Annotated in this window: 25 protein-coding genes; 10 read left to right on the plus strand and 15 right to left on the minus strand. The window is 58.5% G+C overall.

Annotated elements, in window-relative coordinates; genetic code table 11:
- Window positions 1-70 precede the first annotated feature (70 nt).
- A complete protein-coding gene (locus BLW66_RS12820) occupies window positions 71-475 on the minus strand; it encodes a DUF4864 domain-containing protein (RefSeq protein WP_244508642.1) in 405 nt (134 codons plus the stop codon).
- A gap of 59 nt (window positions 476-534) precedes the next feature.
- Window positions 535-2112, minus strand: a complete 1578-nt coding sequence (locus BLW66_RS12825) for a lysine--tRNA ligase (RefSeq protein ID WP_089947563.1) — start codon at window positions 2110-2112, stop codon at window positions 535-537.
- Window positions 2113-2231: 119 nt separating this feature from the next.
- On the opposite strand from BLW66_RS12825, the gene BLW66_RS12830 reads away from it, so the two are divergent.
- The gene (locus BLW66_RS12830) at window positions 2232-2654 is read left to right on the plus strand and encodes a tellurite resistance TerB family protein (protein ID WP_089947564.1); all 423 of its coding nucleotides are present in this window, start codon (window positions 2232-2234) and stop codon (window positions 2652-2654) included.
- Here the strand turns inward: BLW66_RS12830 and dacB are convergent.
- The gene (dacB, locus tag BLW66_RS12835; protein WP_089947565.1) at window positions 2651-4138 is read right to left on the minus strand and encodes a D-alanyl-D-alanine carboxypeptidase/D-alanyl-D-alanine endopeptidase; all 1488 of its coding nucleotides are present in this window, start codon (window positions 4136-4138) and stop codon (window positions 2651-2653) included. The genes BLW66_RS12830 and dacB overlap by 4 nt on opposite strands.
- A 64-nt stretch (window positions 4139-4202) precedes the next feature.
- Between dacB and BLW66_RS12840 the strand changes: the two genes are divergently transcribed.
- Window positions 4203-5060, plus strand: a complete 858-nt coding sequence (locus tag BLW66_RS12840; protein WP_089947566.1) for a DMT family transporter — start codon at window positions 4203-4205, stop codon at window positions 5058-5060.
- Here BLW66_RS12840 and BLW66_RS12845 read toward each other — a convergent pair.
- Complete coding sequence (locus tag BLW66_RS12845) at window positions 5029-5616, minus strand: nicotinate-nucleotide adenylyltransferase (protein WP_089947567.1); 588 nt, start codon at window positions 5614-5616, stop codon at window positions 5029-5031. The genes BLW66_RS12840 and BLW66_RS12845 overlap by 32 nt on opposite strands.
- A gap of 22 nt (window positions 5617-5638) precedes the next feature.
- Complete coding sequence (mgrA, locus tag BLW66_RS12850; RefSeq protein ID WP_089947650.1) at window positions 5639-6670, minus strand: L-glyceraldehyde 3-phosphate reductase; 1032 nt, start codon at window positions 6668-6670, stop codon at window positions 5639-5641.
- A 155-nt stretch (window positions 6671-6825) separates the two neighbouring features.
- Here mgrA and ettA point away from each other — a divergent pair, with 155 nt between their 5' ends.
- Window positions 6826-8481 (plus strand): energy-dependent translational throttle protein EttA, encoded by a 1656-nt coding sequence (gene ettA, locus BLW66_RS12855; RefSeq protein ID WP_089947568.1) that lies wholly within the window; start codon window positions 6826-6828, stop codon window positions 8479-8481.
- A gap of 520 nt (window positions 8482-9001) precedes the next feature.
- Here ettA and BLW66_RS17800 read toward each other — a convergent pair.
- Together BLW66_RS17800 and BLW66_RS12860 are read right to left on the minus strand one after the other, a co-directional pair.
- On the minus strand, window positions 9002-9184 hold the full coding sequence (locus BLW66_RS17800; RefSeq protein ID WP_139254570.1) for a hypothetical protein: 183 nt from the start codon (window positions 9182-9184) through the stop codon (window positions 9002-9004).
- 105 nt (window positions 9185-9289) lie between these two features.
- On the minus strand, window positions 9290-9475 hold the full coding sequence (locus tag BLW66_RS12860) for a hypothetical protein (RefSeq protein WP_089947569.1): 186 nt from the start codon (window positions 9473-9475) through the stop codon (window positions 9290-9292).
- A 431-nt stretch (window positions 9476-9906) separates the two neighbouring features.
- Here BLW66_RS12860 and BLW66_RS12865 point away from each other — a divergent pair, with 431 nt between their 5' ends.
- Both BLW66_RS12865 and BLW66_RS12870 read left to right on the plus strand, forming a co-directional pair.
- A complete protein-coding gene (locus tag BLW66_RS12865) occupies window positions 9907-10137 on the plus strand; it encodes an HP1242/YdcH family protein (RefSeq protein WP_089947651.1) in 231 nt (76 codons plus the stop codon).
- Window positions 10138-10300: 163 nt separating this feature from the next.
- Window positions 10301-10507 carry a cold-shock protein gene (locus BLW66_RS12870; protein ID WP_089947570.1) on the plus strand — a complete coding sequence of 69 codons (207 nt, stop codon included), beginning with the start codon at window positions 10301-10303 and terminating at the stop codon, window positions 10505-10507.
- Window positions 10508-10570: 63 nt separating this feature from the next.
- Here the strand turns inward: BLW66_RS12870 and BLW66_RS12875 are convergent, their stop codons facing one another.
- Window positions 10571-11086, minus strand: a complete 516-nt coding sequence (locus BLW66_RS12875; protein WP_089947571.1) for a PhnA domain-containing protein — start codon at window positions 11084-11086, stop codon at window positions 10571-10573.
- 117 nt (window positions 11087-11203) lie between these two features.
- Here BLW66_RS12875 and BLW66_RS12880 point away from each other — a divergent pair, with 117 nt between their 5' ends.
- Window positions 11204-12370, plus strand: a complete 1167-nt coding sequence (locus BLW66_RS12880; protein WP_089947572.1) for an NAD(P)/FAD-dependent oxidoreductase — start codon at window positions 11204-11206, stop codon at window positions 12368-12370.
- Here BLW66_RS12880 and BLW66_RS12885 read toward each other — a convergent pair.
- The gene (locus tag BLW66_RS12885) at window positions 12367-12570 is read right to left on the minus strand and encodes a dodecin family protein (RefSeq protein WP_089947573.1); all 204 of its coding nucleotides are present in this window, start codon (window positions 12568-12570) and stop codon (window positions 12367-12369) included. The two genes, BLW66_RS12880 and BLW66_RS12885, sit on opposite strands and share 4 nt — an antisense overlap.
- Before the next feature lie 85 nt (window positions 12571-12655).
- Here BLW66_RS12885 and BLW66_RS12890 point away from each other — a divergent pair, with 85 nt between their 5' ends.
- Window positions 12656-13225, plus strand: coding sequence for a gamma-glutamylcyclotransferase family protein (locus tag BLW66_RS12890; RefSeq protein ID WP_089947574.1), 570 nt, complete (start codon window positions 12656-12658; stop codon window positions 13223-13225).
- Here the strand turns inward: BLW66_RS12890 and glpK are convergent.
- From glpK to BLW66_RS12920, 6 genes are all read right to left on the minus strand, one after another.
- The gene (glpK, locus tag BLW66_RS12895; protein WP_089947575.1) at window positions 13222-14706 is read right to left on the minus strand and encodes a glycerol kinase GlpK; all 1485 of its coding nucleotides are present in this window, start codon (window positions 14704-14706) and stop codon (window positions 13222-13224) included. The two genes, BLW66_RS12890 and glpK, sit on opposite strands and share 4 nt — an antisense overlap.
- 89 nt (window positions 14707-14795) lie before the next feature.
- Window positions 14796-15626 carry an NAD-dependent epimerase/dehydratase family protein gene (locus BLW66_RS12900; protein WP_089947576.1) on the minus strand — a complete coding sequence of 277 codons (831 nt, stop codon included), beginning with the start codon at window positions 15624-15626 and terminating at the stop codon, window positions 14796-14798.
- A gap of 30 nt (window positions 15627-15656) precedes the next feature.
- Window positions 15657-17060, minus strand: a complete 1404-nt coding sequence (locus tag BLW66_RS12905) for an L-serine ammonia-lyase (RefSeq protein WP_089947577.1) — start codon at window positions 17058-17060, stop codon at window positions 15657-15659.
- An 81-nt stretch (window positions 17061-17141) separates the two neighbouring features.
- Window positions 17142-18407 carry an ABC transporter permease gene (locus tag BLW66_RS12910; protein ID WP_089947578.1) on the minus strand — a complete coding sequence of 422 codons (1266 nt, stop codon included), beginning with the start codon at window positions 18405-18407 and terminating at the stop codon, window positions 17142-17144.
- Window positions 18404-19210, minus strand: a complete 807-nt coding sequence (locus BLW66_RS12915) for a taurine ABC transporter ATP-binding protein (protein ID WP_089947579.1) — start codon at window positions 19208-19210, stop codon at window positions 18404-18406. The genes BLW66_RS12910 and BLW66_RS12915 overlap by 4 nt, the downstream gene beginning before the upstream one ends.
- A gap of 79 nt (window positions 19211-19289) precedes the next feature.
- Entirely contained in the window at window positions 19290-20294 is a 1005-nt protein-coding gene (locus BLW66_RS12920) for a taurine ABC transporter substrate-binding protein (RefSeq protein WP_089947580.1), read from the minus strand.
- Between the two features lie 498 nt (window positions 20295-20792).
- On the opposite strand from BLW66_RS12920, the gene BLW66_RS12925 reads away from it, so the two are divergent.
- From BLW66_RS12925 to pdxR, 3 genes are all read left to right on the plus strand, one after another.
- The gene (locus tag BLW66_RS12925) at window positions 20793-22205 is read left to right on the plus strand and encodes an aminotransferase family protein (protein WP_089947581.1); all 1413 of its coding nucleotides are present in this window, start codon (window positions 20793-20795) and stop codon (window positions 22203-22205) included.
- A 199-nt stretch (window positions 22206-22404) separates the two neighbouring features.
- Window positions 22405-23052, plus strand: coding sequence for a metal-binding protein ZinT (locus BLW66_RS12930; RefSeq protein ID WP_089947582.1), 648 nt, complete (start codon window positions 22405-22407; stop codon window positions 23050-23052).
- A 144-nt stretch (window positions 23053-23196) separates the two neighbouring features.
- Window positions 23197-24660 (plus strand): MocR-like pyridoxine biosynthesis transcription factor PdxR, encoded by a 1464-nt coding sequence (pdxR, locus tag BLW66_RS12935; protein WP_089947583.1) that lies wholly within the window; start codon window positions 23197-23199, stop codon window positions 24658-24660.
- Window positions 24661-24711: the final 51 nt, after the last annotated feature.

The raw sequence follows: 24711 nt of genomic DNA on the forward strand, positions 1-24711 counted from the left end.
CGTCCTGACGGAGGGCGGTTTAGTTGGAAACTGTTAAGGCTAGCCTAATTCGCACCGTACGCAGGGGGCATCAGGCACCGACCGGTGGTGCGGCAAGGTACTCCACACCGTCGATCAGCCAGCCCTGCTCGACCTGCATCATGTTGTATTCCAACACGTGCGGCGCGCCGTTTTCGTCAATGATGAGCACCTTCTGGAAGAGCAATGCGCCCTGCCGCCGCAACTCCAAGAACCGGATCTCGGACGGGGCCCAAACCATAGGGTAGCCGTTCTGAACCATTTGGCCGAACCGTTCCGGCGTGCCGAACAGGCGTTTCAGACCGGGGGACGCATAGGAGAACGCCGTTGTCGTGTCCTGATCCAGAAAGGCGTCAACTTGGCTCTGGATGATTGTCTCAATATCGGCGATGCGCTCCTCGGCAATCGCCGACTGCGCCACGAACATCGAAAATATCACCGCAAACAAAACCCGCATCACGCTCTCCTTGTTAAATCCAAGGTAGCGCAGATGCGGGTCAGGTCAATTTTCGGACCTCAGGCGACCAAATCACCAGCCAACGCGGCATCAATCAGCGCGATCGTTTCGTCCACGCCGTACAGGGCGATAAAGCCCCCGAAACGCGGGCCTTGCGACGCGCCAAGCAGCACTTCGTAAAGCGCCTTGAACCAGTCACGCAGCGGGTCAAACCGCTCCCGACCGCAGGCAAACACGACCGATTGCAGCGCTTCCGCGTCCAAACCACCGTCCCATGCCGCCAACTGCCCACGCAGGTCCAACAGCGCTTCGCGCTCCAACTCGCTTGGCAGGCGGAACACCTTCGCCGGTTTCACAAAGTCGTTGTAATAGCGCACGGCATAACCCGCCGCTTGGTCCAGGTCGCCGTGGGTTTCAGGCGTGGCGTCAGGCGCATAGCGCTGGATGAAGCCCCAAAGCTGGTCTTTCTCCTCCGCATTCGCCACCGAGGCCAAGTTGAGCAGCATAGAGAACGGCACAACCATTTTGCTTTCCGGCACATCGGCACCGTGGATGTGGAACACCGGATTGTTGGCGCGTGCGGTGGCGTCTTGGCCCACGTAAGCGCGCAACTGCTGATGGTATTCATCCATCGCTTTCGGGATCACATCAAAATGCATCCGTTTCGCCGTCTTTGGCTTCAGATACATAAAGTACGACAGCGATTCCGCGGAGGCATAGGTTAGCCATTCGTCAATCGACACGCCGTTGCCGGACGTTTTGGAAATCTTGTGGCCTTCAGCATCAAGAAACAACTCATAGGTGAAGTGCTCCGGCTTCTTGCCGCCCAGAATTTCGCAAATACGGTCGTAGATCGGCGTGTTGGTCGAATGGTCCTTGCCGTACATCTCGAAATCAACGTCCAGCGCCGCCCAACGTGCACCGAAATCCGGCTTCCATTGCAACTTCACGTTGCCGCCAGTCACGGGCAGCGTCCACTCGCGACCATCTTCATCATCGAAGGTAATTTCGCCCTTCTCTGCATCCACGTTTTTCATAGGCACATACAGTACCCGACCGGTTTCCGGATGGATTGGCAGGAAGATCGAATAGGTCCCGCGACGCTCTTCGCGCAGGGATTTCAGCATCACTTTCATGATGTCATCATACTTTTCACACGCCCGCAGCAGCACCGCATCAAACTTGCCAGAGGTATAGAATTCCGTCGCCGAATAGAATTCGTAGTCAAACCCGAACGCATCAAGGAACCGACGCAACATGGCGTTGTTGTGGTGGCCAAAGCTCTCGAATTCACCGAACGGATCAGGCACCCGTGTCAGCGGGCGTTGCAAATGTTCTTCCAATTTTTCGGGGTTCGGTACGTTGCCCGGAACCTTGCGCATGCCGTCCACATCGTCAGAGAAGCAAATCAGCCGCGTCGGAATGTCCGAAATGACTTCGAACGCACGCCGCACCATCGTGGTTCGTGCGACTTCGCCAAATGTGCCGATATGGGGCAGGCCTGAAGGGCCGTAACCTGTCTCGAACAGCACGTAACCCTTTTCTGGAGCACCCTTTTCGTAACGTTTAAGCAACGACCGCGCTTCTACAAAGGGCCAAGCTTTAGAGGTTAATCCAGCGTCACGCATATCCGTCATCGGAGCACATCCAGTTTTATCCGCGGCACACCATATGACACGGCAAGCCCGCTACCTATTGTGTGCGCTGCCTCAGGTCAATATTCTGCACCGCAACAATACCATCACCGGAGCAGGCTATGACCCTCGACGCAGCATCCCTTTCCCCGCAAGACGCGCTGGTCGCCATCATGATCGCCGTGTCGATGTCCGATCAAAACATGCGCACAGCTGAACTCGTTGCGATCCAACAGGCGGTGACGTCCCTGCCCATCTTCAACGATTACGATGTTGACCGCATCAAAGAGGTGTCGACCATCACAACCGATTTGTTCGAGGAAGAAGAAGGGCTGGATGCCCTTTTTGAGATCGTGCGTGCGGCCTTGCCAGAGCACCTTTTTGAAACGGCATACGCCTTCGCATGCGATGTCGCCGCCGCCGATGGCGCCCTCTACCAGCCTGAACTGCGACTGCTGGAAGAAATCCGCTACGAGCTACAAATCGACCGCTTGCACGCCGCCGCGATTGAGCGCGGTGCAAGAGCCCGCCACCTCAAAGGCTAGGCCCCGTGTAGCACCGCCCAACGGTTGATCAGTTCCGATTGCAGCCGCTTGGCGCGCCCGTTCCACGACCGTGATCCACGAGGTGACTCGCGCTCCGACTTTTTCAGGGCACGCCTGCGCGGCACGTCCGCCATAAAGATCGCAAACGCCAAATCGCGCCCGTCCGGCGTGCGGATATATCCGGCAAGGGCGCTGACAAAGTTCAACGTCCCCGTTTTCGCCACAACTTTGGTGGCGCTATTCTGCACGACCTTGTTATCGCCGTCCCGCACAGGAATGGATTTCAAGATGGAGCGCAGCTGGCTATTCGCCCCTGCACCCACCAGCGCCTTTACCATCTCTTGCGCGCTGATCTGCGACGCGTCCCCAAGGCCGGAATGGTCGACAAACTTGGCCTTTCTCATTCCGTAGGTATCGCCCAGCCACTGGCTCATCGCGCGCGCAGAGGCCTTCAGGCTGCCCGCTCCACTTGCTTGCAGGCCCAGCACTTCCGCCGTCAGGTTCGTCGAGAACCGCAGCATGTCGCGGGCGACCACCCGTAAATCCTGACTAACATGTTCCACCAAGACAGTGCCGCGCGGCGCGCCGGACGCCTTCACAGGGAACGGCAGTTTGATCCCGTGGGACCGCGCCACCGTCTGCAACACGTCGCCCGCGTAGATCTCTGGTCGGCGCACAGGCAACCAGCGCCCGCCGCCCTTGCCCAGCGCTTTGTTTGCCACGCTCCAGTTGTCCCGACCGCCCGCGCCGGAGTATTTGAAAATCGGCAAACTGCGCGCCGCAACGGTGGTCTTGGCAAAGCCGACACCAGGCCTGATCTTGTTGGACCGCGCATCCATCGTGACGGAATAGCCGCCGCTGCTGCGCTTCCACTCAAGATAGACACGGTTGAAATTCAGGTTTAGCCCCGCAACAGCGGGGTTGTACCCAACGTGCTCCGGCTGGTCGCGATCAATCTGGTCGATCACGCTCATCCCCCCGTAGACCCGCAGCTTGCCCTTGACCGAGGTCACACCCGCCGCTTTCAGCCGCCCTGCCATCTCGAACAGATCATCCGTGCTCAGCGTCGGGTCCCCGCCACCTTTTAACACCAGATCCCCCGCCAAAACGCCATTTTGGATAGGGCCAGTCGCCAAAAGCTGCGTCTTGAACCGCTTGCCCGCGCCCAAGCGATCCAGCGCAAACAGTGTAGTTAACGCTTTGGTGACGCTTGCAGGCGGCTGGGCAGCTAGCGGGTTATAGGATTCCAGCACCGCGCCGCTTCGCGCATCGGCGACGACAAAGCTCACTTTGCCGCCCAAGTTGGCATCAGCCACCAAAGACGTCACGCCTTTGACCGACCGCTTCACTGCATCAGCAGGCTTGCGCACGGGGCGCAGCGACACCGCAGGCGCACCGGCGAGTGCCACGTCGGCGACGCCAAACATCAAGAAACCAAGGACAGCGCGCCGTCCGAATTTTGTCACGATAGGATCTCTACTCATATCAAACTAATCCCCCATGCCGTTGGCGCTGGCAAGCACAGTTACGCCCTGATACGCAGCAGTAATGGAACGCTCAATTCTTTTTGCCGTCACAATGATGTCGCTTGGAATGCTGCTGATCCCGCTTGGGGATACCGCAGGCAAGCTGATGACATCCACGGGAATAGCCCCCTTTTTCGTGGCATGGTCGCGCTATCTTGTTGGTTTACTTGTGCTATTGCCGTTCGCACTGCACAAAGATGCCTTCGGATTGCTGAAGAACTGGCGCATATGGGTGCGCAGCGCCATTCAGGCGATAACAATCACGACCATCCTGACCGCCCTAAAGACCGAACCTATCGCAAACGTGTTCGCGGCGTTCTTCCTTGGCCCTATGGTCAGCTACATCCTGTCGGTGACCCTGCTTAAAGAGGTCCCCAGTACGCTGCGCCTTATCCTGTTGGCAATTGGCCTCATCGGCGTGTTCTTGGTCGTCAAGCCCGGCTTCGGGATGACAACGGGCCTTGCGTGGGCTGCATTCTCGGGGATTTGCTACGGCGTCTTTCTTACGGCGTCCCGCTGGGTGTCGCCGTACGGAAAGCCCGTGCACCTTATGATGACACAGCTTTTCATCGGTGCACTTCTGCTCACCCCCCTTGGGTTACTGAACCTCCCCACCGTCACCCCCGCCGTGTCCGGCTTGGTGCTGTGGTCCGGTGTCGCGTCGATGTTTGGTAACCTGTTGTTGATTTTCGCATACGCGCGGGCGGGCGCATCCGTTCTTGCGCCGTTCGTTTATGTCCAACTCATAGGCGCAACCGCCTACGGCTGGCTGGTCTTCGGGAATCTGCCGGACGGGCTGTCCACCCTTGGTCTGGTGGTGATCTTCCTGTCCGGCTTCGCCACACTGTTTATCCCGAAGTCCAAGCGCCCGACGCTCTGATTTCGCTTGAGGACGCATCGCTGAGCGGCAGGTTGATGTAGCACCAGCGCGGTGCGCCCTCTCGCGCCAAAAGCTGGGAGGCCACGCCAGGCAATCGGGCGTGGGCATAAGCCTGCGCCGCAACTGACCGACGGGCGGAAATCCGATCCCCTGGTCGCGCCAGCACACCGATCGGCACGTTCTCCATGATCCACCGCCAGTCCTGCCACTTATGGAAGCTGGCGAGGTTGTCCGCCCCCATCAACCACACGAAATTCACCGTAGGATAGCGCGCACGAAGCGCCCTTAACGTCTGCGCCGTGTAGCGCGTGCCAAGCTGAGTCTCCAAATCGGTCACACGCACTTTGGGATGGTCCATGACCGCGCGCGCGCGCGTCATTCGCGCCGCCATAGGGGCCGGACCGCGCTCTTTCAGCGGGTTTCCGGGGCTCACCAGCCACCATACGAAATCCAGCCCGAACCGTTTTATCGCCTCGCGGGTGATATGGGCGTGGCCCGCGTGGGCAGGGTCAAACGACCCGCCCAGCAGTCCAACAGTTTGTCCGGCCTGTGCCATAGGCCAGCCCGCGCGGAGACAGTTAGTCGGTTTCAGAGGACTTCGCCCATAAGTTGATTTCTTCCTCGGAAGAAATGCGGTCGATCTCCGCCAACTCGCCCGCCGTGAACTCCAAATTCGCCACGGCGCCCGCGCAATCCTCAATCTGGCTTGGCTTGGATGCACCGATCAACGCAGTCGTCACCCGACCGCCACGCAGCACCCACGCCAGTGCCATCTGGGCAAGCGTCTGCCCGCGGGCCTCTGCCACGTCGTTCAGCGCACGCACGCTGGCCAGAGATCGCTCGTTGATCATGCCGTCCAGCAGTGACTTGCCCTGCGTCGCGCGGCTGCCTTCGGGGATCCCGCCAAGATACTTCTTGGTCAAAATTCCCTGCGCCAGCGGTGTGAACGCGATTGAGCCGACGCCCAGATCATCCAATGTGTCCAGCAAACCATCATGCTCCACCCAACGGTTCAGCAAGTTGTAAGACGGCTGGTGGATCAACATCGGCGTGCCCAAATCCTTCAGGATTCCGACAGCTTGGCGGGTCCGCTCGGAGTTGTAGCTGGAAATGCCCGCATAAAGCGCGCGGCCAGAGCGCACGATGTAATCCAACGCGCCCATGGTTTCCTCAAGTGGCGTGTCCGGATCGAAGCGGTGCGAATAAAAAATATCCACATAGTCCAGCCCCATCCGCGCCAAAGACTGGTCACAAGATGCCACCAGATACTTGCGGCTTCCCATCTCGCCGTAGGGCCCGGGCCACATGTCATAGCCCGCCTTGCTGGAGATAATCAGCTCGTCACGGTAGCCCGCGAAATCGGTCTTGAGAACCTCGCCGAAGGCCGTCTCAGCAGACCCCGGAGGCGGGCCGTAGTTGTTGGCCAGATCGAAATGCGTAATCCCGTGGTCAAACGCAGTACGGCACAGCTGGCGCTTCAACTCATGTGGTGTGTCGCCGCCGAAGTTGTGCCACAGCCCTAGGCTGACGGCGGGAAGTTTTACACCGGATTTGCCGCAGCGGCGGTACACCATGCGGTCATAACGGTCATCTGCGGGGCGGTAGTGAATGGGGCGGGGCTTTGGGGGGCGTTGTGGTTTTGTCATGCGGCGCAATCTGCGCTCAATCCGTGCCGCCGTCAAATCAAAGCGCCGCGATTGCTCTTAGCCCCAAGCCCGATTAAACACCCCACAAAGCAATCTCATTCTAGTCCGGAGTTCATCCCATGGCAGCCAATCAATTCGTCTACTTCATGGACGGCGTTTCCAAGCAGTATCCTGGCGGCAAGAAGGTGTTCGAGAACATCCGCCTCAACTTCCTGCCCGGTGTGAAAATCGGTGTCGTGGGTGTTAACGGCTCGGGTAAATCCTCGCTGATGCGCATCATGGCCGGTCAGGACAAGGACTTCACCGGTGAAGCATGGGCTGCCGAGGGCGCGCATGTCGGCTACTTGCCGCAAGAGCCGAACCTCGACGAAGCCCTAGACGTGCGCGGCAACGTGATGCTGGGCGTGAAGGCTAAGAAGGACATTCTTGACCGCTACAACGAGCTGGCGATGAACTACTCCGACGAGACCGCCGAGGAAATGGCGAAGCTCCAAGACGAGATCGACGCCCAAAACCTTTGGGATCTCGACGCGCAAATCGACGTCGCGATGGAAGCGCTGCGCTGCCCACCAGATGACGCCGCCGTCGAAAGCCTGTCGGGCGGTGAAAAGCGCCGCGTGGCCTTGTGCAAACTGCTGCTCGAGGAACCAGACATGCTGCTCCTCGATGAGCCGACCAACCACCTTGATGCGGAAACCATCGCGTGGCTGCAAAAGCACCTGATCGACTACAAGGGCACGATCCTGATCGTGACCCACGACCGCTACTTCCTTGATGACATCACCGGCTGGATTCTGGAGCTCGACCGTGGTCGCGGCATTCCTTACGAGGGCAACTATTCCAGCTGGCTGGAACAGAAAGCCAAGCGTCTGGAGCGCGAGGCCAAGGAAGACAAGTCGCAGCAGAAAACCCTGCAAAAAGAACTCGAATGGATTCGCGCTGGCGCCAAAGCCCGCCAAGCCAAATCCAAGGCCCGTATCAACGCCTATAACGAGATGGCCAACCAGTCAGAGCGTGAAAAGCTCGGCAATGCCCAGATCATCATCCCCAATGGCCCCCGTTTGGGCAACAAGGTGATCGAGGTCGAAAACCTCACCAAAGCCTACGGCGACAAGCTGCTGGTCGAAGACCTGTCTTTCTCCCTGCCTGCGGGTGGGATCGTCGGGGTGATCGGCCCCAACGGCGCGGGTAAATCCACGCTGTTCCGCATGCTGACAGGGCAAGAACAGCCCGACAGCGGTTCCGTCACTTACGGCGATACCGTGCAGCTTAGCTATGTGGACCAATCCCGCGATGCCCTGGCGTCTGACGCCACCGTTTGGGAGGAAATTTCCGACGGTGGCGAGATCATCCAACTGGGTGATGCGCAAATGAACTCCCGCGCCTACTGCTCCGCCTTCAATTTCAAGGGCGGCGACCAGCAGAAGAAAGTGGGCCTGCTGTCTGGCGGTGAACGCAACCGTGTGCACATGGCGAAACTCCTCAAATCCGGCGGCAACGTGTTGCTGCTCGATGAACCTACCAACGATCTAGACGTGGAAACGTTAAGGGCGCTTGAAGATGCGATTGAGGATTTCGCCGGTTGCGCCGTGGTCATCTCCCACGACCGCTTCTTCCTCGACCGCCTCTGCACCCACATCCTAGCCTTTGAGGGCGAGGCCCATGTGGAATGGTTCGAAGGCAACTTCGAGGCCTACGAAGAAGACAAAATCCGTCGTCTTGGGCCGGATTCTGTGGAGCCGAAGCGGGTGAAGTACAAGAAGTTCACGAGGTAACCGTCGCGCCGCTTGCGGCGCGACGAGCGCGAGGCAGCGTTTTCTTTGAAACGCGTTCGCGCCCCGTTGAAATCTAGAAATAAAGCCCCCCAGTAACATTTTCTTGAGGAGGTCAGCGGATGCTGGCCGTAGGGCGGGTGAGCAACTCCTGTGGAGCACGGCAAACCCCGCCCACGAACCTTGAAGTGCTTAGCGGTGCTATGTCGAAACCTTCGCGGGGATTAGGCTAAGGTGGTCCGACTGGGCGACACTCAGCGGGTGCCCGCCGAAGGTAGGTTCGAGTGATCATAGGACCATGCCAAACCGCCGATCGTGGGGCGGGATACAAATACGGAGTTACTGTAGTAGCTCATCTGGATGAGCGTTGTTAAGGATCACTCCAATGCAATTTTCATTCAAGTTGAAAGGGCGAGTGCGTTATTCCGACGTTGTTGGAACAATTTCACTCTTGCTGGCGATTTTGAGCTTCGTGCTCTGATTGTTGGGCGGTCTTCGGACCGCCCTTTCCTCCCCATCCAACCTAAGCCCCCTGCTCGATATCCTCCGGTGCCGGATCGCTGTACCTGTCCATGGTCTGCTCAATAGACTGGTGGAAATTCTTCTCAACCGTCAGGCACTCCTCGATCTTCGCCACGCCTCGGTCGACGCGCAGAGTCATCTTCTCCGACCGTGGCAGACGCCCTTTGGCCAGGGGTAAAAACAAAAAAATCGCCCAGGTTTCCCTGAGCGATTTCTTGGGAGGAGGTCCGGTTAAATCGGCCCTAGGTCGGAGCGCAAAACGTGTAGCGAGCGGCGCCCCTGTCGCGATTTAGGCCGCGACGAATGGGCGAGGTTGGGAGGCGTGTGCCCGACGGGACGCGAACATGATCTGCGTGGCATCGCGGTCAACCGTTGGGAACAACGTAACGCGGTCAGAGCCGGATTTGCGGATTTGCAGGGCGCGCAGTGCGGTCAAACGGTTGCTGCGGGCTTTTTCGATCAGGGTCACAGTCATGACAGTCTCCTAAAGGTGTTTAACAGAGGGGGAAGAGCTGGTTTATGCATTAATTAGGGCTAAAAATGCACCAATCTCGCAAGTATGTTTCTCCATACCTTAATTTTTTGACATTAAATTACCTCAATTCGCGCTCGCAGATGACATGATTTAGGCTCAATTGGCCCAGTTTTGTGCCGCCAAGGGCCAATTCGTCTCAATGTTGACGCCTTCTGGCGGCGCCGGACCGGAAAAAACTTATGACCCGTCAAACTTTCGTCGGATTTGGCGCGGTTTTCGCCCGCTACAATGCGCCGCTTTCCTGCTTTCTCCGCCGGAAGCATGACCTTTTGCACGATGCCACCCTATTCCGCGCGCCGTTTGACCCACATCAAAGTCGCGTATTGCTGCATGCCCATACTGGCGCCAAGCGACACACTATGGAGCCCCCGATGTCTCATACCCCGCACGAGCTTGCCGAAGAGTTCCCCGACAAGATCAGCCAAATCCATGTCCTGAAAGAAGGGGACGCCCATTTTCGCAAACTGTTTGACGAATACCACGAGGTGAACCGCGCGGTGCACCGCGCCGAAACCAATGTGGAGCCGACCGACAGCCTGCATGAGGCCGAGTTGCGCAAGCAGCGTCTGGCGTTGAAGGATTTGATTGCAGCCCTGCTGTAACCGAAAAAGCTTTACTTGTGGGTCGAACCATGCCAAACGCGCCTTGCAACGTTTGCCTCTTTCGACCCACTGTCTTCCCTAATACGGCCGCCAGTCTATCGTCACAGACCAATCGAGCCGGGTTGCCGCGATCATGCGGGCAGCATAATTAAGGAATACTACGATGGCTAATGGCACCGTAAAATGGTTTAACTCCACTAAAGGCTTCGGCTTTATCGCTCCAGAAGGTGGCTCCAAGGACGTGTTCGTGCACATCTCCGCACTGGAACGCTCCGGTCTGTCCACACTGGACGACAACCAAGCTGTAACTTTCGACATCGAAGCTGGCCGTGACGGCCGCGAGAGCGCAGTGAACATCGCACTGGCATAAGCCACCGCGATACAGAATTTTGGGGCGTGCGAAGGAAACTTCGCGCGCCCTTTTCTTTTGTCGCTACTTCTTCTTCACGAACTCGGTCAGGATCACGATCCGCTGCCCCTCAACGCGCCCTTCGATGTGACCGGCATTATCTGCAACCAGTGAAATCCCGCGCACAGCCGTCCCGCGCTTGGCGGTAAATCCCCCGCCCTTCACGGGCAAATCCTTGATCAGCACAACGTTGTCCCCCGCCGACAACAATGCCCCATTGGCGTCGCGGTGCTCCACCGGGACGTCAGCAGCCCACGCCGCCACATCATCATCCAGATAAACCATATCGAGTGCCTCTTGCGCCCACGCCGCGTCAAGCGTGCGCAGCTGACGGACTGCCTGAACCTGCACCGCCGGCACCTCGGACCACACCGCCCCTTGCAAACAGCGCCAGTGACTGTCGTCTGCGTCGCCCGACGCACATGTCGCGCAGAGGGCGATAACGTCGTCACGCGGGTTCACGGCAGACCCGACGCTCGCCTCAGCGCCGCATAGCTCACACGCGCCATTGCTACGCGCCAAAACAGTCTCTGGTATCATGTTCTTATCCCCATACTTGTCGCTCCGACCTAGCCGAAACCCACCCAAGACACCATCACACATTGGCAGTGCAGGTAGCGCATTGGCAGGGCCATCGCGATCGCCTAAAAGTCACGCATGTTAGAATATGATATCATAGTCGTCGGCTCCGGCCCCGCAGGTTCCGCCGCTGCAACCACCGCCGCTAAGGCCGGACTGCGGGTCGCAGTCGTCGACAAGGCCAGCTTCCCGCGTGACAAGCTGTGTGGCGGGTTATTCACGGGTCGCAGCCAAAAGGCGATGCGTGCTATTTTCGGTTTGGAGGTCAGCGACGATCTGTTCGTGACCACAGACCACATGCGTTTCATGTCCAAGGGGCGCGTGCTGGCAGACATCCCGAATGCCCCGCCCGTCCACCTGACGATGCGCCGCGACTTTGACGCGATGCTGCACGCAGCAGCCGTTGACGCGGGCGCGGTTCCCCATGTGGGCCAACCCATCACCGAACTGAATGAGCACACCCTAACCCTGAGGGACGGCACCGAGCTGGGCTTTCAAGCCTTGATCGGCGCAGACGGGGTGAATTCATTCGTCGCGCGCACATTGTTTGGCCGCCCGTTCGACCCCGAAAAGATCGGCTTCGGCCTTGAGATAGAAACCCCGCGTACGCCGTCACGCGACGGCGCCGTAGAGATCGACTTTGACGCCGCAAGCTGGGGCTACGGGTGGTCCTTCCCCAAGCGCAAAACCGTGACGGTCGGCGTCGGGGGTATCAACGTCAAGAACGCTGACATGAAGGCCAATATGGCCACCTATGTGACCCAAACAGGCAGCGACGAAGACCTGCGTTACAAAGGGCAGTACCTGCCGTTCGGTGACTACAAACGTAGACCGGGGCGCGCGCATGTATTGCTGGCAGGTGACGCCGCTGGCCTTGTGGATCCGATCACGGGCGAAGGCATCGCGCTCGCCATGGAAAGCGGCCACCACGCGGCCACCGCCGCCATAGGGGCGTTGCGCGCGGGACAGGCGAACGTTGCGCTGGATGAATACATGCGTTTGGTGAAACCCATCCAACGCTCGATTGACCAAGCCAGATTGTGGCGGATGATCATGTTCCCGAAGGCCACCGAGGGCTATTTCAGAAAAGCGTTCGAGCGGGGAAGCTCGCTGCAAATGAAGTATCTGGAGCTTTTGGCGGGGGAGGCAGAATACGCCGACCTGCGCGGTGCGCTGTTGCGGCGTATTCCAAAACTTGGATGGCGGCTGTTGAAACACCGCCTTGGATTCAAGGGCCCCGCTTAGTCTTCAAGTACGAAGGTTACTTTCAAGATCACGCGGTATTCAGAGATCTTGCCGTCTTTGACTGTGCATTTTTGATCTTGGACCCAAGCGCCCTCTACGTTCTTCAGGGTTTTGGACGCCCGCTCAACGCCTTGCTGGATCGCATCCTCAAAGCTTTTTGTTGAGGACGAAATAACTTCTGTAACGCGTGCAATCGACATTTTGACTTCTCCGGTTTGAATATGGACCTTGGTTATACCCCAAACTCAACTTGTGCTGGCGGGGAAAATCCGGTCAAGTCCGGCCATGCTTGATCCATATTTCTTCGGGTACGGGTCGCTGGTAAACGCCGCGACGCACACGTACCGCTCCACCCATCCCGCGCAACTGAATGGCTGGCGGCGCGTATGGCGCCACACCTCCCTGCGCGACCAAGCGTTCCTAAGCGTGACCCCCGCAGAGGGCGCACAGATTGACGGGTTGATTGCAGAGGTGCCGAATTCCGACTGGCAAGTGCTCGACTTGCGCGAAACAGGCTACTTCCGCAGCAACCTTGACGCGACGCAGCTAAAGCACAGCGCAGGTGCGGTTGATGTGCAAATGTATCAGACCCAGCCGGAGCTTCAGGCCACGCCAGACGTGCGCCACCCCATCCTGCTCAGCTATCTCGATGTAGTCGTTCAGGGCTTTCTGGAGGTATTCGGTGAAGACGGCGCCGAACGCTTTTTTGAGACGACTGATGGTTGGGACACGCCCGTATTGAACGACCGTTCAAATCCGCGCTATCCCCGCAGTCAAATTCTGACCACATCGCAGACTGCGTTGGTCGACGCAAAGCTCGCCCACATCGGCGCACAGATCATCACACCCCGCTAAACGGCCATCGTTGCGGCCACTGCTCGCTTCCAGCCGGCATATTTTGCGTCGCGGGTCGGGTCGTCCATATTCGGCTCAAACCGATGCTCCAACGCCCAGTTTTGGGCAAAGCCTTCCATGTCGGGGTAAAGTCCGGCCCGCCACCCAGCCAGCCAAGCCGCACCTAATGCCGTCGTTTCCAACACCTCTGGGCGGTCCACTTGTGCACCGATGATATCGCTGAGGAATTGCATCGCCCAGTCGCTAGCCGTCATTCCGCCGTCCACGCGCAACACATCTTTGCCGTCCCCGCCCCAATCGTCTTTCATGGCCTCTAGCAGGTCGCGGGTCTGATACCCCACGCTCTCAAGCGCAGCGCGGGCGAACTCCTCTGGGCCGGTGCCCCGCGTCAGCCCGAAAATCGCGCCGCGACAATCAGCATCCCAATAGGGCGCGCCTAGGCCGGTGAATGCTGGGACCATGATCACATTCTGGCCAGTATCGGCCTTCTCAGCGAGCGGCTGTGTTTCCCCAGCCTCGCGAATGATCTTGATCCCGTCGCGCAGCCATTGGACGACCGCGCCCGCGATGAAAATAGATCCCTCCAACGCGTAGGTCGGCTTGCCATCGAATTGATAAGCGATGGTCGTTAGCATCCGGTTCTTTGACGCCACCGGCGTCTCTCCGGTGTTCAGCAGCGCAAAGCACCCCGTGCCGTAGGTTGACTTCATCATGCCAGGTTGGAAGCAAGCCTGCCCGACCGTGGCCGCCTGCTGATCGCCCGCCACGCCCAAGATGGGCAACGGCTTGCCAAACAGATCCGCGCGGCACATGCCGAAATCGTCAGAGCAATTCTTTACCTCCGGCAGCATACCCATCGGAATGCCCAGCATATCGCAGATGGACGTGCTCCAGCGGCCTTTTCGGATGTCATAAAGCAAGGTCCGCGCCGCGTTGGTCGCGTCGGTCACATGTGCGGCGCCGCCTGTCATCTTCCAGATCAGGAAGCTATCAACCGTCCCGAACAGCAGCTCACCCGACTCGGCACGGGCCCGCGCGCCCTCCACGTTCTCCAGTATCCAGCGCAGCTTGGTGCCGGAAAAATACGGGTCCAAAAGCAGTCCCGTCCGTTCGGTGAACATCGCCTCATGACCTGCATCGCGCAGTTCACGGCAGTAGTCCGAGGTCCGCCGATCCTGCCAAACAATAGCGTTGTACACCGGCTCGCCGGTAGTCTTGTCCCACACCAGCGTGGTTTCGCGCTGGTTGGTGATCCCGATGGCCGCGATCTGTTCAGCGGTGAGCCCCGCGCGTTCAATCGCCGAGCGGCAAGTCCCCGCCGTTGTGGACCACAGATCGGCGGGGTCGTGCTCCACCCAGCCCGACTTCGGGAAATGCTGGGTGAACTCTTCTTGAGCGGTGGCGACAATCTTCATGTCTTGGTCGAAAATAATGGCGCGACTTGATGTCGTTCCCTGATCAATCGCTAGAATATGGTTCATTGATCTGCTCCTTATGTACCACCGCCTCAGGCGCGCCCATTAGCTACCGCATACTTCATGCCGTCAAGGCCGCGCCATAAGGTGTGCGGTCAGTCGTCTTCAGGGATGCCCATCAACGCCATCGGGCTAACACCCAATGTGGCTGACGCAAACGGCCCACCGTGGCATGTCAGCCCCAAATCGTTCAAATCCGCAGGCGGGGTGTCGGCCAGTATCTCTTCAGCGAACACTTCGGCGTTGTCCTTCGGGCGGTAGCCCAGATGGGACGCCGACGAATTATCTACGGGCGAGCGGTCATTGTTGGACACGCCGTAAATCACCGAGAAGCCGACGACGGGTGTATCAATAGCACGCGTCACCACTTGGACCAGATCATCAGGGCTCAACCATGAGCCCAACGCGCGGGCGTTGCCGGGGCGCGATGTGGCCGACAGGATGCGGATGTGGACGGATTCCACCCCTTCCTTCTCCCAGAACATTCGGCCTAAATCTTCCGTGAAACACTTGGCGAGACCGTAATACGTATCTGGACGGTGCGACATATCGGGCGTGATCGCGACGGTTTTGGGATACATGCCCATCGCATGGATCGAAGACGCATAGACCACACGGCGCACGCCGTGCTCCTTGGCTGATTGCCAGATATTGTATGAGCCTACGAAGTTCGGGCCCCAGATTTCCTCAAACGGAACCTCATCCACCAATGCGCCGAAGTGCACCACCATATCCGCGCCCTCCAGCAACGGGCGGATGTCATCCATCTTTGCCAAATCAGCCTGCACAAAGGTCTCGTTCGTGGCCAAATCGCCAACGCTTTGCGCGATGTCCGTCGACAGCAACTCGTCACACATCGCCGCCAATGGCGCGCGCAAAAGTTTACCAAGGTTGCCAGCCGCGCCTGTCAGCACAATTTTCTTCATGATGTGATCTCCTGATTAATCAGCCAGACCTCAACACTCTGGAATGTTGACTGCAAGTCCCCCGAGTGACGTTTCTTTATATTTTGTGCTCATGTCGATGCCGGTTTGGCGCATGGTCTCGATGCAATTGTCCAACGGCATGAAATGTGTGCCGTCGCCGCGCAAAGCAAGTGACGCCGCCGAAACGGCTTTAATCGCCCCCAAGCCGTTGCGTTCGATGCACGGCACCTGAACCAGCCCCGCGACTGGATCGCACGTCATACCCAAGTGATGCTCCAACGCGATTTCCGCCGCGTTCTCAATTTGTGTATTGGTGCCACCAAGGGCAGCACACAGCCCCGCCGCCGCCATCGCGGATGCGGACCCCACCTCACCCTGACAGCCGACCTCAGCGCCAGAAATGGACGCGTTGTGCTTGATCAACCCGCCAATCGCAGCGGCCGTCAGCAGGAAATTGCGCTGGCCCTGCTCCGTCGCGCCGACGCAGTGATCCTTGTAATAGCGCAGCACCGCAGGGAGAACGCCAGCCGCCCCGTTGGTCGGTGAGGTCACGACCTTGCCGCCGGCCGCGTTCTCCTCATTTACTGCCATGGCATAAACGCTCATCCAGTCATTGATCGTGTGGGGCTGGCTTCGGTTCATACCTTGCTCCGCGATCAGCTGGTCGTGAATGCGCTTGGCGCGACGCTTCACGTTCAGCCCGCCGGGTAGCACACCGTCCATACGCATCCCTCGGTCGACGCAGTCAAACATCGCATCTCGAATGACGGTCAGGTTTTGGTCAAGGTGCGCGCGGGACATGGTGGCTAACTCGTTGGCCTCCTTCATCTGCGCGATGGTTTTGCCGCTGGCCGCGCCCATTTGCAACATCTCTGCGGCGGAGCCGAAGGGGTACGGGAAACCGGCTTGTTCTTTTTGCGCGTGCAGGTCTGGTTCTGCGCCCGCCAACTCTTTCTCGGTCAGGACAAATCCGCCACCGACAGAGTAATACGTTTCTTGCATATACAGATTGCCCGCCGCGTCCCACGCCTTCAGGATCATCCCGTTAGCGTGGCCGTCCAGCGTCAGGTCGTAATCGAACACCACATCCGTCGCGGGATCAAACGCCAGCGCTGGCAGGCCTTCAGGCCTCACGGTCTTTTCGACCTTTAGCGTTTCAATCAAGTCTTCCACGGCATCAGGGTCCATCGTCGCGGGCAGGAAGCCCATCAGACCAAGCATCACCGCGCGGTCCGTCGCGTGTCCCTTGCCGGTAAACGCCAGCGACCCGTGCAAGGATGCCGACACAGCCGCAAGCTTCCCCGCGCCCGGTTCTTTTTCACGCCCCCCGCGCAGGTCGTCCAGAAAGCGCCCCGCAGCCGTCATCGGCCCCATGGTGTGGGAAGACGATGGGCCGATGCCCACCTTGAAGATATCGAAGATACTTAAAAACATGCCGCCACCCTCTGCCCAAACGAAAACTGCCGCCTATCGAAACAAGACAGGCGGCAGCGTATTCACGACATAAGCTGGGTTTTAGCTTTTGCCTTTCCAAGGCACCAAGATCCGCTCCGCCCAACGCATCAGCACGTCGATGCTAAAGCCGATGACGCCAATCAGAATGATACCCATGAGCACGATGTCGGTGTTCTGGAATTTGGAGGCCACCATGATCATCATGCCCGCCCCCTTTTCCGCCGCGACCAACTCCGCCGCCACAACCGTGCCCCAGCAGACCCCCATCGCAACACGCGCGCCGGTGAATATCTCCGGCAGGCTGTTCGGGATGATCACGTGGCGCATGATCTGCCACTTGGATGCACCCAAGGAATAGGCCGCGTGGACCTTGGTAATATTCACCCCCGACACGCCGGAGCGTGCGGCGATTGCCATGATCCATAGTGCGGCGAGGAACAGCAGGATTATTTTGCCCGTCTCCCCGATGCCAGCCCAGATGATCACCAGCGGGATCAGTGCCAGTGGTGGCACAGGGCGCATGAATTCCACAATCGGGTCAAACCAGCCACGGAACCAGTTGGATAGCCCCATCGCATACCCCAGCGGAATGCCGATCAAGGCCCCGAAGAAGAACCCGACGACCACACGGAACAAGGAGAACCCTAGGTGCTCCAGCAACGTGAAGTTGCGGAAACCGTCCGTGGCAATATCGCTCACGCGCTTGGCCACATCCTCCGGCGGTGGCAGCCAGATAGGCTCCATCTGCCAACCGGTTTTGGGCACGATGTTCAGCGTCCCCTTCGGTGTCATGGCAACCCGCGCGAAGTCCGTCATGACTTCGCCGCCGGGTGTGATGGCTTGGCCGTTGACGGCGACGATTTGCGCGCCGCTGTCACGGCCTTGCTCGTCGTTTTGGTCCACGCGTAACAGCTTGGAGCGGTATTTCACGATGGATGTGCTGTCGTTTTTGGCAAAGCCGTCGCCCAATGCGACGTCGGGTACAGTCCCATCCGCGTCTTTGTCGTGGACGTTCACCGTTACCGTGGCGTCGTCTGTCTCGCCGCCAGCCTCTACTGTGTAGGTAAATTCGCCCGTGCCGGTAAAAGCGCCCGGCGCATGCAGGAATGACGGGATCAGGCTTGATCCGGTGAAGGCCGCCCAGAGCAAAAAGATGCTGACCACCGAGATGATCGACGCGGCGCGGCTTGGCCGCACAGCGCTTTCGTCCCCGAAGGTCACCGTCTTCAGGGACGTGTAGTCTTTCGGCGTCGTTGAGGCCGCGACGTATTTGACGGCGAAGAATGCGCCGACGAAAATAGCGACGTAAATCAGCAGAATAATCATGCGCTTTCCTCCGTGCGGCCCATAATTTCCTCTTCCATGTCCCAAATCATGGCGAGAATTTCTTCGCGGGTTTTGCTGTAGTCTGGATGTTTCTTCACTTCACGCAAATCCTGACCGACGCCAAGATCGGCAAACGGCAGGCGGTATTCTTTGTGGATGCGGCCGGGACGCGGCGCCATCACCAGCAACCGCTCGCCCAGAAGCAATGCTTCCTCCACCGAGTGGGTGATCAGAATGATCGTCTTGCCGGTTTCTTTCCACAGCTTCAGCACAAGGCTTTGCATTTTCTCGCGGGTCAACGCGTCCAGCGCGCCCAGAGGCTCATCCATCAAGATGACGTCGGGATCATTCGCCAGACAACGGGCCAGCGCCACACGTTGCTGCATGCCGCCCGACAGTTCGTAAATGGCTTTCTCTTTGAAATCCTGCAAACCGACCACATCCAGAAGGTGATCGACGTTGGCGGCGTATTGCGCCTCTTTCTCGCCCTTCATACGCGGCCCGAAAGCGACGTTCTCACGAACGCTCATCCACTCAAACAGCGCGCCTTGCTGAAACACCATGCCCCGCTCCGCGTCGGGGCCGGTGACCGTGTGGCCGTTCATGGCGATGCGTCCTTCGGTGGGCGCTAAAAATCCTGCAGCGATATTCAGAAGCGTTGTCTTTCCGCAGCCCGATGGCCCCAGAACGCTCATCAATTCGCCCGGTTGAATGTTGAGTGTGACGTCTTTCAACGCCTGCACTGATCCGCCGTTTGGCAGGTCAAAGCGCATGGAAATATTTTCAATTGATAGGCCCGACATAGCTGCCCCACTCCTTGTGTGTACGGGTATGGAAGTGAAAGGGGTGGCGCGAGATCAATCGCGCCACCCCCAGTCGGCTCTACATTTTGGACGCAGCTTCCAGCGGACCCGTGTTCACTGTCGCGCTGTAGCTATCCAGTGCTGCGTCGATGGACTTCGCGCCCACGAAGACGTCAGCGACACCCTTCATGAAGCTTTGCGCGCCGCCGCCGAGCCACTTTTCGCCCAGCTGCTCGTCAATAGACGGGAAGGAGAAACCGGCCAACGTGGATTTGGTCGCATCTTCGTCCATACCCGCGTCTTTAGCGATCACTGGCAGCATCTTCGCTTGGTTGGCTTCGTCAGCCCACATCGCGTTTGCATCTGCGGTGACTTTCAGGAACTTGGCTACCATCTCAGCGTTCTCAGCCACGTAAGCGGCAGGCGCCGATGTGACGTCGAACACAAGAATGCCCAGCGCTTCTTTTTCAGCGCCCGTCAGCAAGACGTTGCCGGACTCGAGCATACGGCGAAGACCGCCGCCCCAACCGCACGCCATGTCAACATCACCCTGCGCCAGCGCAGCAGCACCTTCGGCGGGGGCCATATCCACCACGGACATGGACGCAACATCAACGCCAAAATGGTTCATCTGGCTCAGGAAGCCGTAGTGCGCGGCGGTGCCCAATGGAACGGCAACTTTCTTGCCTGCCAGCTCGCCTGCGGAGTCTTTGTCGATCTCCAGACCGGACGAGACAACGCAGTTGTCGTTGTCAGAATAGGACACTGCAACGTCAAGGATTTGCAAATCTTGCCCAGCGGAAGCCGCAACGACGAATGGTGGCACACCTTGCGATACCGAAATATCAACGTCACCGGACGCCATAGCAGCCGACATCGCCGTGCCGGTGTCGAAGGACACCCAAGTCACGGGCGCACCCAGCGCCTCGTCGTAGGTGCCGTTAACTTTGGCGTATTCGAATGGCATTGGCCATTCCAGGAAATAACCAACGGTCAGCCCGTGGCCATCCGCCATTGCGCCAGTCGCGCCGGTCAGCATGGCAACACTCGCAGCGGCGCTCATCAATTTGGTGGTAAGTTTCATATGTTCATCTCCCATGTCGAACAATGTGCGCCTGACGACGCGAATATTTCCTTCAGTGTTGCTAGCTTGGTTATCCAAGTCTCACGCCGCACCTAGGGCTGGTAGAACAAATCACACGGCGAACAAGATGCCAGTGAAGTCTGTCCATGCAGGCGAAGTTTCATGATTTCTCACGTCCCAATCCTGCTTTTCCACACGCAAGCTAGGCGAATAGGAGTGGGTCACGTCAATGAATTTAATCAGGGACCGTTGATCCATCTCATATCACAACTGCACCGATTACTAATCACTAAGCCCATGATAAGAAACCACTTAGCGCAGAAAAGTTCCTACTTTTCCTGCTTGACGACAGCGAATCTGGCGCTACGCGTGAGTAACTTCTGGCCCTATTGCGCGTCCAGATTCCGTGCAGCTTTGATTTTAGCGCTATACTAAGCGTACCCTCTATAGAATCGCCGGAAAATGCGTCCGGCCCCCTGCACATATTGGAGCAAGCCGATGGACGGTAATCTGCAAAGCAATGATCTCTCCGGCGTTGTCGAAGCCGACCGCGCGCACGTTTGGCATCACCTCAGCCAGCACGCTGGCTACATGTCCGAAGACAACCAGACCGACCCCAAAATTATGGTCGAAGGTAAAGGTATGCGCATCTGGGACCAACATGGGCGCGAGCATCTCGATGCCGTCTCCGGTGGCGTCTGGACCGTCAACGTAGGCTATGGGCGCGAAAGCATCGCCGATGCGGTGCGTGACCAGTTGGTGAAAATGAACTTCTTTGGCGGCACTGTGGGGTCTATCCCTGCCGCCATGTTCTCCGAACGCCTGATCTCCAAAATGCCAGGGATGAGCCGCGTCTACTACGCGAACTCAGGCTCCGAAGCCAACGAGAAGGGCTTCAAAATGGTCCGTCAAATCGCGCATAAGCGCTACGGCGGTAATAAGCATAAGATCCTGTACCGCGACCGCGACTACCACGGCACCACAATCGCCTGCCTGTCCGGCGGCGGACAAGACGAACGCAACGCACAATACGGCCCCTTCACTCCCGGGTTCATCAAAGTACCGCATTGCCTAGAGTACCGCGCGATGGACCAAGGTTTGGGCGACCTGTCGGGCGAGGCCTACGGCAGCGCCGCCGCCAACGCGATCGAGGAGGTCATTCTGCGTGAAGGCCCCGACACTGTCGGCGCCCTGTGCCTTGAGCCCATAACAGCAGGCGGCGGCGTCATCGTCCCGCCTGAAGGGTACTGGCCGCGCGTTCAGGAAATCTGCAAGAAGTACGACATCCTTCTGCACATCGACGAAGTCGTTTGCGGCATGGGGCGCACCGGCACATGGTTCGGCTACCAACATTACGGCATCCAACCAGATATCGTGACGATGGCAAAAGGTGTGGCCTCCGGCTACGCGGCAATCTCGTGCTGCGTCACCACTGAAGCGGTGTTCAACATGTTTAAAGACGACACCTCCGACCACCTGAATTACTTCCGCGATATCTCCACTTTCGGCGGCTGCACTGCTGGTCCGGCGGCGGCGCTTGAGAACATGCGCATCCTTGAAGATGAGAAACTGCTCGAGAATACCACCGCAATGGGCGACTACATGCTCGATCAACTCGAAGCACTGAAGGACAAGCACAAAGTCGCAGGCGAAGCGCGCGGCAAGGGGCTGTTCCTTGGGCTGGAGCTGGTCGCCGACCGCGACACGCGCGAGCCACTGGCGGAAAAGCTGGTCGCGCAAGTCGTCGGTCACTGCATGGCAAAGGACGCCGTCATCGTTGGCATGACGAACCGCTCTGTGCCGGGCTTCAACAACACGTTGTGCTTCTCGCCCTCCCTGATCGCGACGAAGGATGACATCGACACAATCATCACCTCCGTCGATGGCGCCCTAACGGCCGTTATGGGCTAATACCCTCGGCCAGATGCTACGCCTGAACGCCCGCGCCTTTATCAAGGTAGCGGGCGTTTTCTTTGCATCATACGCATCCGACCAATCTTCGCCGAGCGTCCTGATCGCAGCTGCTTCCGGTTGCCAAACCCAGCTGGCAAACATAAAAACAGTAATCATTATATTATAACATAACGAATCAACGGAAGCTGGAAATTCAATGAAACAGACGATCTTTACAAAGGCTGGCGTCATCGCTGCCGCTGCCCTTTTCGCCCTTGCAACTCAGACTACAGCCCAGACAACTAAGACAGAGACGCATAACCATTCACACGCCGCCTCCGAGCCGTCCTTGATCAACAAGGCCGACGTGCAGGACCGCGAGCTTTCCGATTGGGCTGACGACTGGCAGTCGCTCTATCCGCTCCTTCAAGATGGCACACTAGACCCAGTCATGACACACAAAGCCGAAAGCGGGAAAAAGACCGCCGAGGAATACCGCGCCTATTATGAGGTTGGCTATAAAACCGACGTGGAGCGCATTCTGATTGACGACTCAACTGTGACCTTCTTCCAAGACGGCCAACCGCTTTTGGGGCAGTATACTTACGACGGGTATGAAATCCTGACCTACGAGTCCGGCAACCAAGGCGTGCGCTACGTGTTCAAGAAGATGGGGGGCGACGCCGCCGCGCCACAGCTCATCCAATTCAGCGACCATGAGATCGTACCAACCAAGGTAGATCACTATCACCTCTACTGGGGCAACGATCGCGCTGCGTTGCTGAAAGAAGTTACCAACTGGCCGACTTACTTCCCCGCCAACCTAAGTGGCGATGAAGTTGCTGCAAGAATGATGGCACATTAAGCTGAGGCCTTCGCAGCGGCACGCCCTTTCCGACCATAGGCGTGCCGTTGCACCGCAGTTTGACTATTCTCCACCACACGAGACCTCTTCCGCCGCGGCGGGCTTTGCGATATAGCCAAATCATATCCGATTTAAGGCCAGCCAATGCCCATCGCAGTTGAAACCTTTTTTCTAGACCCCGCATTTGAGGGCACTTTGCAGCAGCAAATCCAGCAAATGGTTGCGGGCGGCATACTGTCCGGTCGCTTTCGTCCGGGTGAAAAACTCCCCTCATCTCGCAAGCTGGCACAACACCTCGGCGTGAGCCGCATCACCGTGACACTCGCCTATAACGAGCTGATGGCCGATGACTATCTGTCCTCCGCCGGTCGCTCGGGCTACTTCGTCTCAGAGAACGCGCCGGAGCCGCCACAGATAAGCCCGCGATCATCGTCCGACACCGTCGACTGGTCCCGCGCTATCGGGAACAGGTTCTCCGGCGGGTTGCAAATCTCCAAGCCACTCGACTGGCGGAAATACAAATACCCTTTCATCTATGGCCAGGTAGACCCCGCCTTATTCGACCGTCAAAACTGGCGTCTCTGCGCCCTGCGCGCCCTTGGGCAACGCGATTTTGACAGCCTCACCGCAGATCAGGTCGACCGCGATGATCCTCAGCTGCTGGAATTCATCGCCCGAAATACGCTGCCCCGCCGTGGCATCCTCGCCAATTCGGACGAAATACTAATCACCGTCGGCGCGCAAAATGCGCTGTGGCTGGCGGCGCAAGTCCTGCTCACCCAGCGGCGCACCGCAACTCACGAAGACCCGTGCTACCCCGGCTTGCGTTCTATCTTGCACCAATCGCGCTGCCACCGCGTGGAGGTTCCCGTCGATGGCGACGGCTTGCCGCCGCACCTGATCCCACCTGAAACGGATGTGGTTTTCACGACCCCCAGCCACCAGTGCCCTACCGCATCCACGATGCCGCTTGCCCGCCGCAAGGAGCTGTTGCGCCGCGCCTCCCAAGACGACTTCCTTATTGTGGAGGACGATTACGAATTCGAGATGTCGTTCTTGAAACCCCCATCCCCCGCTTTGAAATCGCTTGATGAGGAGGGCCGCGTTATCTACGTGGGGTCATTCTCCAAGTCGCTGTTTCCGGGGTTGCGCCTTGGCTACCTTGTCGGCCCCGCGCCTTTCATCCGCGAAGCCCGCGCCCTTAGATCAGCGGTGCTGCGCCACCCCCCGGGCCACATGCAGCGCACTGCCGCATATTTTCTGTCCCTTGGCCACTACGACGCGCTCGTGCGCCGTCTGCGGAACGCCTTCCACGATCGGCGCCGTATCATGGATGGGGCGCTTGCCGAGTACGGGCTGACTGTCGCGGGTGCGGGGGCTTTCGGGGGATCCAGCTACTGGATGCGCGCGCCCGACGGCGTCGACACGAAAGAACTCGCCGACCGCCTTCGCCAGAAGTCCGTCCTAATTGAGCCGGGAGCTGCTTTTTGCGAGGGCGAGCAGCGCGAATTCAAGCATTACCGGCTGGCGTACTCATCAATCGGCGCGGCTCAAATCTCCCCGGGGGTGGCGCTTATCGCCAAAGAGATAGATGAAATGCAGCGTTGAATTAGCGTATTTTTGAGACTCTTGGAAAATCGGAACGCATTCATACCAAAG

This window comes from Litoreibacter albidus (genome assembly GCF_900107015.1).
GTDB classification, from domain to species: domain Bacteria; phylum Pseudomonadota; class Alphaproteobacteria; order Rhodobacterales; family Rhodobacteraceae; genus Litoreibacter; species Litoreibacter albidus.

Coding starts and splice junctions, on each gene's coding strand:
- BLW66_RS12875 (WP_089947571.1), bottom strand. CDS start 11,086: ATGATACCAGAGACTGTTTTGGCGCGTAGCAATGGCGCGTGTGAGCTA.
- BLW66_RS12820 (WP_244508642.1), bottom strand. CDS start 475: ATGCGGGTTTTGTTTGCGGTGATATTTTCGATGTTCGTGGCGCAGTCG.
- pdxR (WP_089947583.1), top strand. CDS start 23,197: ATGCCCATCGCAGTTGAAACCTTTTTTCTAGACCCCGCATTTGAGGGC.
- BLW66_RS12825 (WP_089947563.1), bottom strand. CDS start 2,112: ATGACGGATATGCGTGACGCTGGATTAACCTCTAAAGCTTGGCCCTTT.
- BLW66_RS12920 (WP_089947580.1), bottom strand. CDS start 20,294: ATGAAACTTACCACCAAATTGATGAGCGCCGCTGCGAGTGTTGCCATG.
- BLW66_RS12870 (WP_089947570.1), top strand. CDS start 10,301: ATGGCTAATGGCACCGTAAAATGGTTTAACTCCACTAAAGGCTTCGGC.
- BLW66_RS12890 (WP_089947574.1), top strand. CDS start 12,656: ATGCTTGATCCATATTTCTTCGGGTACGGGTCGCTGGTAAACGCCGCG.
- BLW66_RS12930 (WP_089947582.1), top strand. CDS start 22,405: ATGAAACAGACGATCTTTACAAAGGCTGGCGTCATCGCTGCCGCTGCC.
- BLW66_RS12885 (WP_089947573.1), bottom strand. CDS start 12,570: ATGTCGATTGCACGCGTTACAGAAGTTATTTCGTCCTCAACAAAAAGC.
- BLW66_RS12830 (WP_089947564.1), top strand. CDS start 2,232: ATGACCCTCGACGCAGCATCCCTTTCCCCGCAAGACGCGCTGGTCGCC.
- BLW66_RS12910 (WP_089947578.1), bottom strand. CDS start 18,407: ATGATTATTCTGCTGATTTACGTCGCTATTTTCGTCGGCGCATTCTTC.
- BLW66_RS12860 (WP_089947569.1), bottom strand. CDS start 9,475: ATGACTGTGACCCTGATCGAAAAAGCCCGCAGCAACCGTTTGACCGCA.
- BLW66_RS12905 (WP_089947577.1), bottom strand. CDS start 17,060: ATGTTTTTAAGTATCTTCGATATCTTCAAGGTGGGCATCGGCCCATCG.
- dacB (WP_089947565.1), bottom strand. CDS start 4,138: ATGAGTAGAGATCCTATCGTGACAAAATTCGGACGGCGCGCTGTCCTT.
- ettA (WP_089947568.1), top strand. CDS start 6,826: ATGGCAGCCAATCAATTCGTCTACTTCATGGACGGCGTTTCCAAGCAG.
- BLW66_RS12900 (WP_089947576.1), bottom strand. CDS start 15,626: ATGAAGAAAATTGTGCTGACAGGCGCGGCTGGCAACCTTGGTAAACTT.
- BLW66_RS12880 (WP_089947572.1), top strand. CDS start 11,204: ATGTTAGAATATGATATCATAGTCGTCGGCTCCGGCCCCGCAGGTTCC.
- BLW66_RS12915 (WP_089947579.1), bottom strand. CDS start 19,210: ATGTCGGGCCTATCAATTGAAAATATTTCCATGCGCTTTGACCTGCCA.
- BLW66_RS12840 (WP_089947566.1), top strand. CDS start 4,203: ATGGAACGCTCAATTCTTTTTGCCGTCACAATGATGTCGCTTGGAATG.
- glpK (WP_089947575.1), bottom strand. CDS start 14,706: ATGAACCATATTCTAGCGATTGATCAGGGAACGACATCAAGTCGCGCC.
- BLW66_RS12925 (WP_089947581.1), top strand. CDS start 20,793: ATGGACGGTAATCTGCAAAGCAATGATCTCTCCGGCGTTGTCGAAGCC.
- BLW66_RS12865 (WP_089947651.1), top strand. CDS start 9,907: ATGTCTCATACCCCGCACGAGCTTGCCGAAGAGTTCCCCGACAAGATC.
- BLW66_RS12845 (WP_089947567.1), bottom strand. CDS start 5,616: ATGGCACAGGCCGGACAAACTGTTGGACTGCTGGGCGGGTCGTTTGAC.